The sequence below is a fragment of the Pseudobutyrivibrio sp. LB2011 genome (assembly GCF_000701765.1).
GTDB classification, from domain to species: domain Bacteria; phylum Bacillota; class Clostridia; order Lachnospirales; family Lachnospiraceae; genus Pseudobutyrivibrio; species Pseudobutyrivibrio ruminis.
Map to the genome: position 1 here is coordinate 121336 of NZ_JNJS01000004.1, position 15443 is coordinate 136778.

The window sequence follows — 15443 nt, forward strand, 5'->3', positions numbered from 1 at the left end:
AAGTATTAAAGCACTAAAGTGCAACCGGTAAACCTTGAAACTTAAACGTTTTAGGCTAAAAAGTTCACTAATTGTTCACAAAATGCCTATAGACAAAACTGAGTTGTGAGACTATTATATAGAAGTTCGCTGTATAGACGATAAATTTATAGATGGGGAGGCATGAAAAAATGGCTATTGGTGAAATTATTACTTGCACAAGTCCTGAAGATTTGTACAGAAGAGCAGAGGACTTACTTCAAAAAGGAGTTAAAACAGTATTCGTTGCACGTAACACATTAAAGGTTGTCAGCGTTACTACAAAATAAATCCGAAATGCTTGGACCGATGGAATTATCCATCGGTCCTTTTTATATTGTTGATTTAATTTTACACTTTAACTTACTAAAGTAATATGATAGAATGAATCACATGATAAGTTTTGGGTAAAGGAGAAGAGATATATGAAAAAGAAAGTCTTATCGATGGTTTTAAGTATGGCTATGGCAACTGCAATGTTAGTTGGTTGTGGCGCATCTTCAGATAATAACGAGTCAACAACTACTGAAGAGGCTACAACATCAGCTGAGGGGCAGGTTTATAAGGTTGGTATTGTTCAGTATGTAGACGATGCTTCTTTAAATCAGATTGTAGCCAATATTGAGTCACAGCTTGATTTACTTGCAAAGGAAAACGGATGCACATTTGAGTACGAAGATTACTATTATAATGGCAATGCGGATTCAACAACAATCAACCAGATTGTTACTGAGCTTATTAATGATGAAGTGGATGTGCTTGTTCCAATTGCAACACCTACAGCAATGATTTGCCAGGCAGCAACAGAGGACAATCAGATTCCTGTTGTATTTGCAGCTGTATCAGATCCAGAGGCAGCAGGCCTTGTAGAGAGCAATGATGCACCTGGTTCAAATGTTACAGGAACATCAGATGCGTTAAATACAGAGGCAGTTCTCGATTTAATGCTTGAGCAGAATAGAGACTTAGATAAAGTAGGCTTACTTTACGACAAGGGGCAGGATTCATCAGCAGGACCAATCAAGGATGCAAAGAAGTACCTTGAGGCTGCTGGTATTGAATATGTTGAAAAGACAGGAAACACAAATGATGAGGTTATGCTTGCTGCAGATGCACTTGTTGCAGAAGGGGTAGAAGCAGTATTCACTCCAACTGACAACACTATCATGACAGCAGAGCTTGGAATCTATGAGAAGTTTATTGAAGCTGGAATCCCACATTACTGTGGTGCTGATTCATTCGCTCTTAATGGTGCTTACCTTGGCTATGGTGTAAACTATGCGACACTTGGCAAGGAGACTGCAAACATGGTTGCAGAAATCCTTGTAGAAGGCAAAGACCCAGCAACACTTCCTGTTAAGACTCTTGATAATGGAACAGCTACTGTTAACACTGAAACAGCAGCAGCTCTCAATCTAGATTATGATAAGCTTCGCGATATGTGCGATGGATTAGTTGAAGTGCAGACAGCGGAGGAATTTGATTAATGTCTAGTATTTTTACAGTGTCGATTTTTCAAAGTGCTTTAGAGCTAGGGTGTATATACGCCCTAGTTGCTTTGGCACTTTTTATTTCTTTTACAATACTTAATATTGCAGATTTAACAACAGATGGATGTTTTACATTAGGTTGCGCCGTTGGTGCTATGGTTACTTTAGCTGGCCATCCATTTCTTGCGCTAATTGCTGCCATGGTGGCAGGTGCAATGGCTGGATTTGTCACAGCCTTTTTGCAGACAAAGCTTGGTGTAGAATCTATTCTTGCAGGTATCATTGTTAATACCGGGTTATATACAATAAACATTGCTGTTATGGGATTTTCTTCTATAGCAAACCTCTTTGGATGTGACACTTTATTTTCTATAGGAAAGGATACTCTCGGCAGCACATTCCTTGGAGATTGGTACAAGGTTATTTTGGTAGCTCTTATTGTGGCGGTGATATCTTCTATTTTATGGTGGTTTCTTGGCACCACTTTAGGTATGTCTATTCGTGCTACAGGTGACAATGCAGATATGGTCAGATCATCATCTATCAATCCTACATTCACCATTACAGTAGGACTTTGCTTAGCAAACTCACTTACAGGACTTTCTGGGGCATTGATTGCCCAGTATCAAAAGTCAGCGGATATTAATATAGGAACAGGAATGGTTACGATAGCCCTTGCTTCCTTAATCATTGGTCAAACCTTGATTGGAAATAAGGGAAGCATGCTGCGCAGGATTTTAGGAACAATTCTTGGATCGGTGCTTTATCGTTTTATAGTTGCAATAGCTCTTAGACTTTCTGTACCAGCAGAGGCTTTAAAGCTTGTATCGGCACTTATCGTTGCTATTGCAATTGCGGCTCCTTATGTAAAGAAAAAGGTTGCTCTTAAAAAGAGAGAATTTGCCAACTATAGAGGAAATGCAAAGGGGGAGGTAAAGTAAATGCTGAAAATCGATAATATTTCTAAAACCTTCAACCCGGGCACAGTTAATGAAAAAGCTGCGCTAACAAATCTTTCTTTAGAGCTAAAGAATGGAGATTTTGCAACAATCGTGGGTTCAAATGGAGCTGGAAAATCTACAATGTTTAATGCAATTGCAGGTACGTTCATTGTTGATGAAGGCAATATCTATTTGGATGATGAGGATATCACCTTCAAAAAAGAATATATGCGAAGCAGAGTCATTGGACATCTTTTCCAGGACCCATTAAAAGGCACAGCCCCTAATATGACCATAGAAGAAAATATGGCTTTAGCATATCTTCGCGCATCTCATTCTTCTGGAAAACTCTTTTCACGAATCAGTGCAAAGGATAAATCTCGATTTAGAGAACAATTATCCTTGCTTGGAATGGGACTAGAGGATAGAATGAAACAGCCGGTTGGTTTGCTTTCAGGTGGACAAAGACAAGCTCTTACACTTTTAATGGCTACATTTGTTACTCCAAAGCTTTTACTTTTAGATGAGCATACAGCGGCTCTTGACCCAGCCACAGCAGAAAAGGTTTTGGACCTTACAAAATCAATTGTTAAAGAGCAGGGCATTACTTGCCTTATGGTTACACACAATATGCATCAGGCATTGGAAGTTGGCAATCGTACACTTATGATGAATGCTGGTCACATTGTGTTTGATACAGAAGGAGAAGAGAGAGCCAAGCTTACGGTTGCAGATTTGTTAGAGAAGTTTAAAACCGGCGCTGGGGAAGAATTAGACAATGATAGGGTTTTACTTTCATAACTTTTATGCAAGTTACCACTTTAAATCACTAAAGTGTTCTAGTATTATATAAGCTATATAAAATTTAGGAAGAGGAAATAATAATGAAAAAGGTAGTTAAATTTGGCGGAAGTTCACTAGCTGATGCAGGTCAGTTTAAGAAAGTTGGGGACATCATCCGTGCAGACGAAAACAGAGTATTCGTAGTTCCATCTGCACCAGGCAAGAGAAACAGCAAGGACACAAAGGTTACTGACATGCTTATTGCCACATATGAGGCAGCAAAGGCAGGCAAGGATGTTACTGAGAATCTTGCAGCTATAAAGGCTAGATATGATGAGATTATTACAGGTCTTGATTTAAAAGGCTTTTCTCTTGATGAAGATTTTAAGAAGATTGCCGCCGATATTAAAGAAGACCTTTCATTAGATTATTTAGCAAGCCGTGGAGAGTTCCTTAACGGTAAGATTATGGCAGAGTATTTGGGCTATGATTTCATCGATGCAAAGGATGTGATTTTCTTTAACGAAGAAGGACAGCTCAACGCATATAAAACAGAAAAGACAATGTCAAAGGCACTTGAGGAGCATCCACATGCTGTTATTCCAGGATTCTATGGATGTGGCAAGGATGGCAAGGTAAAGACATTCTCACGTGGTGGTTCCGATGTTACAGGTTCAATCGTAGCTGGCGCAGCCAAGGTAGATGTATACGAGAACTGGACAGATGTATCAGGCTTTTTGATTTGTGATCCACGTATCGTAAAGAATCCTGTTGCTATGCAGACAATCACATACAGAGAGCTTCGCGAGCTTTCATATATGGGCGCTTCAGTTCTTCACGAAGATGCAATTTTCCCTGTTCGTTCAGCAGGTATTCCAATCAACATCAAGAATACTAACAAGCCAGATGATGAAGGTACATGGATTGTTGAAAGTACAGGACAGCGCAATGAATACGTTATTACAGGTATTGCTGGTAAGAAGGGCTTCTGTACAGTCCTTATTACAAAGTCTCTTATGAACTCTGAGGTAGGTTTCTGTAGAAAGGCACTTCAGGCATTTGAGGACAATGGAATTTGTATCGAGCACATGCCATCAGGTATTGATACTATGACTGTTGTTGTTCATGAGGATGAGTTCATTAACAAGGAACAGGCTGTAGTTTCAGCTATTCACAGAAATTGCTCACCAGATTCTATCGAAATTGAATCAGACCTTGCACTTATTGCAGTTGTAGGTCGTGGTATGAAAAACACTCGTGGTACTGCTGGTAGAATCTTTGCTGCACTTAGCCATGCTCATGTAAATGTTCGCATGATTGATCAGGGTTCTTCAGAGCTTAATATCATAATTGGTGTAGAAAATGCTGATTTTGAAGCAGCAGTAAAAGCTATCTATGATATTTTTGTAACTACCAAGCTATAATCTGACATATTTTACAAATTCTTATTAATATCAAAAAACTCTATTTTCATTATTGACTAAACAATTAAATTGTCTTATATTCTTGTTATTGGGGATGGAAAAAATCCCCAATAATCAAGACGCGCAACCAATTGCGCAACAACTTAATAATGTTTCAATTTTGAAGCTTTAGTTATTAGGCCGACTAAGGATTCAAAGCATGTAATGGAAAGGGAGGTTCTATTCATGAAAAGAATGGGGAAGGTGACAAAACGAATTGTCACAGTCTGCATTGCTTTTGCTATGTTACTAGGATTACCTGGTGCAAATCTAGCAATGCTATCAGAAAATGGCCTAAACACAGTTCAGGCCGCATCAAAGGTCAGCAGAGAGTCGGTTCACGACGGAGCTATTCTTCACGCATTTTGTTGGAATTTTAATACTATCAAGGAGAATATGGCAGATATTGCAGCTGCAGGATATACAGCTGTTCAGACATCGCCTATTAACGATTGCCTGTCTACAGAGCCAGGTCTTACTTTGTATAGTGATACGGGTAAATGGTATTACCATTATCAGCCAACTGACTGGGTTATTGGAAACTATCAGCTTGGCACAAGAGACGAGTTTAAGGCTATGTGCAAAACAGCAGATGAATATGGAATCGCTGTTATTGTAGATATTGATCCAAATCATACTACACCATTATTCTCAGAAATCAGCCAGGATTTCCTTGATGCTGTAGATGCAAGCTATGACGATGTGACTAATCTTTATCACATCAATGGCTCAGATGTATCAAGAAATATTGATTACAGTGATAGAGTGTCAGTTGTCTATGATCCAATGGGTGGCTTGCCAGATGTAGATACAGAAAGTGATGCTTTCCAGGCATATTTCTATCAGTTCTTAGCAGATTGTATTGATTGCGGTGCTGATGGATTCAGAATTGATACTGCAAAGCATATTGCACTTCCAGATGATGGAGTTCCAGCAGCTTATGCAGGTCAGGAAGATAGAAATGATTTCTATCCAAATATGAAATCATATATAGATAAATTAGATAATGTAGATTATGATGATTTGTTTGTATATGGCGAAGTTCTTCAGGGCGATACAGACAGACTTGCAGCATATCAGGATATGCTTGGTGGAACTACAGCAAGCAACTACGGTGCTAAAATCAGAAGCGCTGTTTCATCAGGTTCGCTTTCTGCAAGCAAGCTTGAAAGCTATGGAATAAGTAATGATACTACTACAGGAACAACCTATACAGCCGATTCAGACAAGCTTGTTACCTGGGTTGAATCGCACGACAACTACATAAATGACAAATCTTATAACACAGTTGATGACACAGAGGTAATCCTTGGTTGGGCTATAATTGCTTCAAGAGAAGCTGGAACACCACTGTTTTTCAGTAGACCAAATAACAGCTCTGCTGAAAATCCTTGGGGAGATAATGTGTTAGGTGCAGCAGGTTCAGATTTATATAAAGATCCTCAGGTTGTTGCAGTTAATAAGTTTAGAACTGCCATGACAGGTGAGGATGAATACCTTAGAAATCCAAATGGAAATAATTCTGTTCTCATGGTTGAGAGAGGTACAAAGGGAGCAGTTATAATCAATGGATCTGATGAATCATTTGATTTAGAGTCAGAGACAAATCTTGCAGATGGCACATACATTAATTCTGTGGAAGGTGAAGATAGCATCTTTACAGTGCAGGATGGAGTTATTTCTGGAAAAATAGCAGCTAAGTCAGTTGTTGTTCTTGATGAAGCAACTGATGGGGAGTATTCCACGCTGTTCTTCTTTAACTCAAAACAGTGGTCTACTGTTAGCGCCATTGTTGATGGTAATACTTATGATTGTGATAGCACTGGTGATGGTTGGTGGAAAGTTACCATTCCATCAGAAGAATTCGAAGTAGTATTTACAGATGGAACAAGCAAATCAGATAAGTTTTCAATTACAAGTACTTCTGGAAAGTATCTAACCGGAGAAAACAGCACTTGCTACATGACAAAGGCTGAGGCAGAAAAGGCAATTGGAGTTGTAACCACATCAGTGTATTTCTATAACACTGAGGAATGGTCAACTGTAAAGGCATACGCATGGCTTGATGGTGGTGCACAGATTTTTGGAGGATGGCCAGGAGCTACAGCTAAAAATGAGGGAGACTATTGGTGGAGAGCTGATGTCAAGCTTATGAGCGACGATGATTTCTCTATCATATTTAATAACGGCTCTGGCGCACAGACTGTAGATATAAAGATTTCCGATAAGACAAAGACATATATCGCTTTGGATGGTGGTAGCAGTAATGGAAATCTTACAGTAGGTCTTTATAGCTCAAAGGATGAAGCTATGGATGCTACTGGAATTTATCCGGATAAGACCACTGTTTACTTCTACAACACAAAAGGCTGGGAGACAGTTGGAGTTTATACATGGGGTGCTGTAAGCCTTGGGGATTGGCCAGGCAAAGAGGCAACCTATGATGGCGATGATTGGTGGAAGATGACCATCAACGCTGCACCAGGTGATGACTTCAATATCATTTTCAATGACATGGGAAATGGTGGTCAGACTGGTGATTTAAAGGTTACAAGTATTAAAAATGTTTACTTCTGGGGCAGCAATGCTTACAGCTCTAAGAAAGAGGCTGAGGCGGCTGCAAAGGCAGCATCAGAGCGAGAGGCAGAAGAGGTTGAAGAAAAGGACGGATACACCCTAGTATATTTCTACGATGAAAATCAGTGGGATAATGTATACGTATATGCTTGGGGCGGAAATTACAACAATTGCATTGGAACGTGGCCAGGTACCCAGATGACATTTATTGGAGATAATTGGTACGCAGCAAATGTATTAACAGAAGCTATTGAGAATACTGATTTACACTTAATCTTCAATAATGGAAATGGAACACAGCTAGCTGACAATGTAATGACAGACAAGACAAAGCTTTACTTTGTATCTAGAAGCACTGATGCATTTTCTTCTAAAGATGAGGTTATGGAGCTAGTTGGAAAGACCACAGAAGAAGATAATGACGATGATGATGTTACATATAAAGATGTAGAGGAAGAGACAGAAGTAGCTGATGGCATGGTTCGTGTGTACTATCAGCTTAGCGCAGATTGGGATAGCGATGTATATATGTATGCATGGCTGAAACAGGCTGATGAAACTAGTGCTGGCTTACCTTTAGGAGAGTGGCCAGGAACCAAGATGACTCATATCGGAAAAGGTTGGCACTATGTGGATATTCCAGAGGAATACTGGAATATGCGCGGGGAGAGCGAAGAGTTGTCTGAAGATGAAGATGTAGAAGAGGAAGACAACGAAGATATTGAAGAAGAGTTGCCAGAAGAGAGTGATGAAGAATTTGATGAAGAAGTAAATGAGGATGCTGATGCTCAAGAGGAAGAAGCAGAAGATAAGGATGCTGATGCTCAAGAGGAAGAAGCAGAGGATGAGGGGTTAACTATAGCAAGTAATAATGTGTATGTAGTAGGTGCTACAGGCTACACATTAAAGCTAATTATTAACGATAAAGGAATTCATCAGCAGATTGAGGACGCGGAGACTGTAGTAACAACTACTCGTCCATCAGATGAAGAGCTTGGAAAGACAACAGAGGCCACAGATGACAATAAGGAAGAGAATAACACTTCTAATAATGAGAGCTCTACAAGCGCAGGCCAGACAAGTTCATCATCAAGCTCAAGCCAGGCAAGCACAAGTACATCAAGTAGCGCAACTTCATCAACAAGCACAAGTACATCAAGCTCATCAACAAGTGTAAGTGCTTCTACAAGCACAGATGAAACAGCTGCTACAGATGTTACAACAACTACAGACAATACAGCTACTGCAGACACTGAGTCAGAAACTTCTAATGAGAAGACTACAGTTACAAAGACTGCATCAAATGCTACTAAGGAATCAACAAAGGATACAACTTCAGATGATTCTAATACTACAGCATCAACTGCAACTACAGAGGAAGCTGATAGCAACACAGATTCTCAGAGCATTCAGGATGCAGAAACACCAGCAGCAGCTACTGAAACAGAAAGCGGAAATACTGCACTTGTTATAGTACTAATAGTAGTGATGATAGCATTTGCCGGTGGTGGAGCTTTTGTGATATCTCAGGGAGGAATAGCCAGAATTTTAACTAAGAAAAAATAATACATAATAGTGCATTAATGGGTGAATTTTTTGTTTCCTCAAAAGGCTCAATATGGTATACTACCTACAGTTTAGGAAGGAAGGTACAATATGAGCCTTATAATAAAAAACGGAAGGGTTTTGAATCCACCTACAAACACAGACGAAATATTAGATATTAAGATAGACGGGAACAGTATTTCAGCTATTGAGGCTGAAATTGTTCCCGTTTTTTCTGATACGGTAATCGATGCCAAGGGCTGCTATGTGTTCCCGGGGCTTATCGATATGCACGTTCATTTCAGAGATCCAGGGCAGACTGCCAAGGAAGACATTGAGACCGGTTCAAAGGCTGCTGCAAGAGGCGGTGTTACTACTGTTCTTGCCATGCCAAATACAAAGCCGGTGGTTGATAATCCAGAGCTTGTAAACTATGTCCATGATAAGGGCAAGTCAGTTGGCCTATGCAGAGTGCTTCAGGTTGGCTCGGTTACAAAGGGAATGGAAGGCAAGGAGCTTTCTGATTTGGAAGGCATGATTAATGCCGGCATCCCAGCTATTTCAGAGGATGGCAAATCGGTTATGGATTCCGGTTTGTACCGAGAAGCTATGAAAATCGTAGCTAAGAAAAATGTTCCGGTTCTCGCTCACTGTGAGGATATTAATCTTGTTCAGGGCGGCGTTATGAACATGGGAACAAAGTCTGATTCTATGGGAGAAAAGGGAATCAGCAACGCAGTAGAAAACATCATTGAAGCCCGTGACATTATGCTTGCAGAAGAGACAGGGGCTACACTTCATCTTTGTCATTGCTCTACAAAGGAAAGCTATGACATTCTTAAAGAGGCAAAGGCTAGAGGAATCAAGGTATCTGGCGAAGTTTGTCCTCATCATTTTACACTTACAGAAGACGATATCGTCCCAGGCGACGGTAACTATAAAATGAATCCACCAGTTCGTACAGCTGAAGATAGAGAGGCGCTTAGACGTGGCCTTGCGGAGGGCGTATTTGAGGTAATATCTACAGACCACGCTCCACACACTGCAGAAGAAAAGGCCAAGGGCTTTGCATCACCATTTGGAATAGTTGGACTTGAAACATCGGCAAGTCTTGCTTATACAGAGCTTGTATTATCAGGTCTTATTACACCGCTTACAATGGCTGCATATATGAGTAGCAATCCAGCTAGGATCCTTGGCAGACAGGATTTGGGTGATATATCTGTTGGTAAAGCAGCAGACATCACAATCTTTGATCCAACTATCGAATATGAAATTCATGCTGCCGACTTTGTTGGCAAGTCAAAGAATATGCCTTATGAGAATCGTAAGGTACAGGGAAAAGTTGTAAAAACTATATTTGGAGGTAATGTTGTATATGATTCAGAAGCTAATTAACCAGATTCAGGAGAAGAACGCACCAATAGTTGTAGGTTTAGACCCAACAATGAAGCTTATGCCAAAGTCACTTGTTGATAAGCATATTGCAGAGATGGGCCAGACACTTGAGGCAGTAGGCGAGGCTATGTTCGACTACAACAGACAGATTATGGATGCTACTGCAGACTTGATTCCAGCAGTAAAGCCACAGATTGCCATGTATGAAAGCTATGGCATCCCAGGTATGATTGCCTACAAAAAGACAGTTGATTATGCGAAGGAACTTGGACTTATAGTTATTGCAGATATCAAGCGTGGTGACATTGGCTCAACATCTACAGCATACGCTCTTGGACACCTTGGTTCAGTTCAAGTGGGCGAGTACAAATATCAGGGCTTTGATGCAGACATGGCTACAGTAAATCCATATCTTGGAACAGATGGCGTAAAGCCTTTCGTTGATGTTTGTAAAGAAGAGGACAAGGGAATCTTTGTACTCTGCAAGACTTCAAATCCATCATCAGGAGAATTCCAGGATAGACTTATCGACGGCAGACCACTTTACGAGCACATGGCTGAGAAAATCGAAGAGTGGGGCGTAGACACTCGCGAGGGCAACTACTCTAATGTAGGTGCGGTAGTTGGTGCAACTTATCCAGAGATGGGCGCAAAGCTCCGCAAGCTTATGCCTCACACATATATCCTTGTGCCAGGTTACGGTGCACAGGGAGGCAAGGGTGCTGACCTTGTAAACTTCTTCAATGAGGATGGCCTTGGCGCTATTGTAAACTCAAGCCGTGGCATCATTGCAGCATACCAGCAGGAGAAATATGCGAAGTATGGGGAAGAGAACTTTGCAGGAGCAAGTAGAGCAGCTGTAGAGGATATGCTCGCTGATATCCGCGGAGCACTTAAGTAAGTTAAGTAAGGAGTTTAATAAAATATGAAAATAAAGGAAAGCGCTACAGTAGTAGCTAAGAAAAAACTGGCAGAAGGCGTATTCAGCCTTGAGCTTGAGACAAATGCAAGTAAATATGCCGTCCCAGGTCAGTTTATAAACATTTTCTCAAATGACAATAGCAAGCTGTTACCTCGTCCTATCAGCATCTGCGAAATCAATGAGTTAAAAAATACCCTTCGAGTGGTATTTCGTGTAGTCGGGGAAGGAACAGCTGAGTTTTCAAAGCTTGCAGTTGGCGATGAAGTTGAAATTCTTGGCCCTCTTGGAAATGGTTTTCCACTTGAGGGAGAAAAGGCTATTGTAGTTGGTGGCGGAATTGGTGTGCCTCCAATGCTAGAGCTTGCAAAGCAGTTGAAGGGCTCTGTTACAGCAGTAATGGGATATCGCAACGATGATTTATTCCTTGCTGATGAATTCATTGATGCAGCAGCTGATGTGATTATCGCTACAGATGATGGCTCAGTTGGAGTTCACGGCACTGTTGTTGATGCAATGAAGGAAAACGAATTGACTGCTGATGTTATCTATGCTTGTGGTCCAAAGCCTATGCTTAGAGGTGTTGCACAGTATGCCCTTGAAAAAGGCATCAAATGCTATGTTTCAATGGAAGAGAGAATGGCATGTGGCGTTGGTGCATGCTTGGGATGCGTATGCCAGTCTAAAGAAGTAGATGATCACAGCCACGTTAAAAATAAAAGAGTCTGCAAAGACGGTCCAGTTTTCTTATCTACGGAGGTGGAATTGTAATGAATACAAAGGTTACTATCGCAGGAGTAGAATTTCAGAATCCTATTATGGAAGCTTCAGGAACCTTTGGTTCAGGCATGGAGTATTCAGAGTTTGTAGACTTAAATAAGCTTGGTGCTGTTGTTACAAAAGGCGTTGCAAATGTGCCTTGGCCAGGTAATCCAACACCAAGAATTGCCGAGGTAAAATCAGGCATGCTTAACGCCATCGGCCTACAAAATCCAGGGGTTGAGGTGTTCTGTGAAAGAGATTTAAAATTCCTTGAACAGTACAAAGATGCAAAGGTAGTGGTTAATGTTTGCGGTCATTCAGCCGAAGAATATATTGAAGTGGTAGATAGATTGGCAGATGAAAAGCGAGTTGATATGCTAGAAATCAACATCTCTTGTCCTAACGTTAAGGAGGGCGGAATCGCTTTTGGTCAGGATCCTAAGGCAGTAGAAGAAATCACAAGACTTGTGAAATCTCATGCAAAGCAGCCAATCGTCATGAAGCTTTCTCCAAACGTTACAGACATCAAGGTTATGGCAAAAGCTGCGGAAGCTGGGGGAGCGGATGCCATTTCCCTTATTAATACTCTTACAGGGATGAAAATCGATGTTGAACGTCAAAGCTTTGTACTGGCAAACAAAACCGGTGGTATGTCAGGTCCTGCTGTTCATCCTATAGCTGTTCGTATGGTCTATGAGTGTGCTTCTACAGTTTCAATTCCAATTATAGGAATGGGTGGAATTTCAACATGGGAAGATGCAATTGAAATGATGCTTGCGGGGGCAACAGCCGTTTCAATTGGTACAGCTAATTTCTACAATCCTACAGCAACACTGGATATACTTGGCGGAATGAAGGAATATATGGAGAGGAAGGGTATTGAGGATATCAACGATATAATAGGCATAGTGAAATAAGGTTTTGCTACACATAATAATTGAATGGTTGCATTGTTCACGGAAATTTCTCACAATATACTCAGATTTTTCCGTGACACTTTCAAATTCATTTGCTAAACTTTATTTACGTCCACAATTTGAAAGGAGGGGAGCTGATGAAGTTCAAGAAGATAGGTGAGGACAAGATTAGATGTGTCATCACAAAAGAAGAAATGGAACAGAACGGCATGGAGCTTGGTGATTTCGTCAGTGACCAGGAAAAGACCCAGAGCTTTATTAGGGATATTCTTGCTGAAGCCTGTGAGACCCTCGGAATTGAGACTCATGCAAAGGCGTACAGCGTTCAAATGACAGTGATGCCACAGGGTGATGTTGCATTACTTATATCTCCAGATTCAAGCACAGGACTGGCTACAGCAATTGAAGAATTAAAAAAGCATCTCACAGGTTTACAGGAGACGCTTTCAACTACGAAAACACCTCAGAGTGCTGCAATTTCAGCTAGTACATCTGATGTTCCAGTACAGCCTGCAAAGGCTATTACAGACGAAAGTGATGAGGTGACAGATCAGTATCTGGACACTCCACTTTGGGCAATACTTGATGATTTAGATTCAGCAATTTTACTTTGCAAGCATCTTCCAAAGTACGACGGAATGAAGAGTACTTTGTACCGTTACGGAGATGACTACTACATCAAGCTGAATTTTGAGCTTACACGCAGACAGATTTCAGCTGTGATTTTAGTAATAGCAGAGTTTGCAAATCAGATGTTTACAGAAAGCTTTGATGGGGCATTTCTATTAGAGCACGGCGATTTGATTTGCGAAGATTGTGCAAATGTTTTATCACAAATTTAATACAAAAATACCAATAGTCAGGAGATTATCTCCTGACTATTTTTTATTGAAAAATAAAAGTTTAGTTAACAGCATAACCAGTTGATAAATCGCCATTTATCGATAAACTATTAGAAGGAGTTTATTGATATTGTATTACGTATAAGGGAGTTTTATGAACAGACACGCATTATTACACATACCAGAATCAAGATATTGTTTTCCATTATCGACGGATGAAATAGTTCTTAGACTTAGAACTGCCAGAGAAGATGCAGAAAGTGGGCTTAAGGTAAGCTTAATCTACGGTGTTAAGTATGATTATAAAGAAGAGAGATACACTGTGGATGTTCCACTTAAATATAAAGATGAGCTATTCGCTTATTATGAAATCCAGCTGAAAATAAACGACGTTCGATTTGTTTATATTTTCCAGCTGGAGAAGAATAACAAAATATATTTTTACAGCGAAGATGGCCTTACTGAAAGCTATAATTACGACGATTGTTATTATAATTTCTTCCAGTTGCCTTATATCAATGAAAATGATGTAATGCCACTTGTAGAATGGATGCCAGGTTCTGTTTTCTATCAGATTTTTGTTGATAGATTCTGCATTGGGGATGAAAACAAAGATATGTCCTATATCGACATGAGATGGGGAGATAAACCTACCCCTAAAAGCCATGCTGGTGGCGATTTGCGAGGCATTATTAAGCGCCTTGATTATCTTAAAGATTTGGGGATTTCAGGAATATATTTAACGCCTATATTTTTATCGGAATCAAATCACAAGTACGACATTATAGATTACAAAACAATCGACCCACAGTTTGGTACGACGGAGGATTTGATAGAACTGGTAAAGGAAGCTCATGCCAGAGGTATTAGACTTGTGCTGGATGCAGTTTTTAATCATTGCAGCACAAAGATGGAGCAGTTTCAGGACGTAGTAAAAAATGGACGTAAATCAAAGTATCACGATTGGTTCATTATTGATGGAGATAAGGCAGACGTAGAAAATCGTAATTATGAATGCTTTGCATATTCAAAGTCCATGCCAAAACTTAACACAGCGAATCCTGATGTGCAAAAATATTTGCTGGATATTGCTACCTATTGGATAGATGTTGCAGACATTGATGGATGGCGCCTTGATGTGGCTGATGAGGTATCTCACGATTTCTGGAGAATGTTCAGAAAGGCTGTAAAAGCGAAAAAGAGTGATGCCGTAATCATCGGAGAAAACTGGCATGATGCATACCCAGCTTTGCAAGGTGACCAGCAGGATAGCATTATGAATTATGCATATACGAAGATATGTCTTGATTATTTTGCAAAAGGAACATGTGATGAGGCAAAAACTGTCCAGCATCTAAATGGAATTTTGATGCGTAACATGAAGCAGGTAAACTATATGATGCTGAATTTGCTTGATTCTCATGATACAGAGCGCTTCTTTACTGCTATAGGCAAAGATAAAAAGAAGCTGGAAGCAGCAATAGCAATGACAATGTTTATGCCGGGCACGCCTTGTTTGTACTATGGAACAGAACAGGCTATGGAGGGCAATCATGACCCTGATTGCAGACGCTGTTTTAATTGGAACAAGGAAGAGTGGGATTTGGATTTCTTAGAGAAGGTAAAGAGCTTAATAGCTTTAAAAAAGAATCCAATACTACAGTTAGGAGATACTTCTATTGTAGAGGATGATAATGCTATTAATATCATAAGAAGCTACAAAGGAAAAACAATGACCATTAAAATTACAAGTCCTACCGTATATACGATATGTTAAAAAATCCTAGG

11 protein-coding genes and 1 pseudogene are annotated in these 15443 nt (G+C 40.2%); all 12 read left to right on the forward strand.

Annotation, left to right across the window (positions count from 1 at the left end; translation table 11 throughout):
* Nucleotides 1-170 precede the first annotated feature (170 nt).
* Entirely contained in the window at nt 171-308 is a 138-nt protein-coding gene (locus T375_RS13720; RefSeq protein WP_167541216.1) for a hypothetical protein, read from the forward strand.
* 135 nt (nt 309-443) lie between these two features.
* On the forward strand, nt 444-1505 hold the full coding sequence (locus T375_RS07990; protein WP_044937103.1) for an ABC transporter substrate-binding protein: 1062 nt from the start codon (nt 444-446) through the stop codon (nt 1503-1505).
* Nucleotides 1505-2449, forward strand: coding sequence for an ABC transporter permease (locus T375_RS07995; protein WP_044937105.1), 945 nt, complete (start codon nt 1505-1507; stop codon nt 2447-2449). The genes T375_RS07990 and T375_RS07995 overlap by 1 nt, the downstream gene beginning before the upstream one ends.
* Nucleotides 2450-3250, forward strand: coding sequence for an ABC transporter ATP-binding protein (locus T375_RS08000; RefSeq protein ID WP_044937108.1), 801 nt, complete (start codon nt 2450-2452; stop codon nt 3248-3250).
* Between the two features lie 83 nt (nt 3251-3333).
* The gene (locus T375_RS08005) at nt 3334-4656 is read left to right on the forward strand and encodes an aspartate kinase (RefSeq protein ID WP_033153416.1); all 1323 of its coding nucleotides are present in this window, start codon (nt 3334-3336) and stop codon (nt 4654-4656) included.
* Nucleotides 4657-5091: 435 nt separating this feature from the next.
* Nucleotides 5092-7908 (forward strand): annotated as a pseudogene (locus T375_RS13225) (starch-binding protein); the annotation flags it as partial.
* 1020 nt (nt 7909-8928) lie between these two features.
* Entirely contained in the window at nt 8929-10215 is a 1287-nt protein-coding gene (locus tag T375_RS08015; RefSeq protein ID WP_044937113.1) for a dihydroorotase, read from the forward strand.
* Nucleotides 10196-11116 carry an orotidine-5'-phosphate decarboxylase gene (pyrF, locus tag T375_RS08020; RefSeq protein ID WP_044937116.1) on the forward strand — a complete coding sequence of 307 codons (921 nt, stop codon included), beginning with the start codon at nt 10196-10198 and terminating at the stop codon, nt 11114-11116. Before T375_RS08015 ends, pyrF begins: the two co-directional genes overlap by 20 nt.
* A 24-nt stretch (nt 11117-11140) precedes the next feature.
* Complete coding sequence (locus T375_RS08025) at nt 11141-11905, forward strand: dihydroorotate dehydrogenase electron transfer subunit (RefSeq protein WP_044937119.1); 765 nt, start codon at nt 11141-11143, stop codon at nt 11903-11905.
* The gene (locus T375_RS08030) at nt 11905-12813 is read left to right on the forward strand and encodes a dihydroorotate dehydrogenase (protein WP_044937123.1); all 909 of its coding nucleotides are present in this window, start codon (nt 11905-11907) and stop codon (nt 12811-12813) included. The genes T375_RS08025 and T375_RS08030 overlap by 1 nt, the downstream gene beginning before the upstream one ends.
* A gap of 137 nt (nt 12814-12950) precedes the next feature.
* Entirely contained in the window at nt 12951-13655 is a 705-nt protein-coding gene (locus T375_RS08035) for an adaptor protein MecA (RefSeq protein ID WP_044937127.1), read from the forward strand.
* Nucleotides 13656-13809: 154 nt separating this feature from the next.
* Nucleotides 13810-15432, forward strand: coding sequence for a glycoside hydrolase family 13 protein (locus tag T375_RS08040; RefSeq protein ID WP_044937131.1), 1623 nt, complete (start codon nt 13810-13812; stop codon nt 15430-15432).
* Nucleotides 15433-15443: the final 11 nt, after the last annotated feature.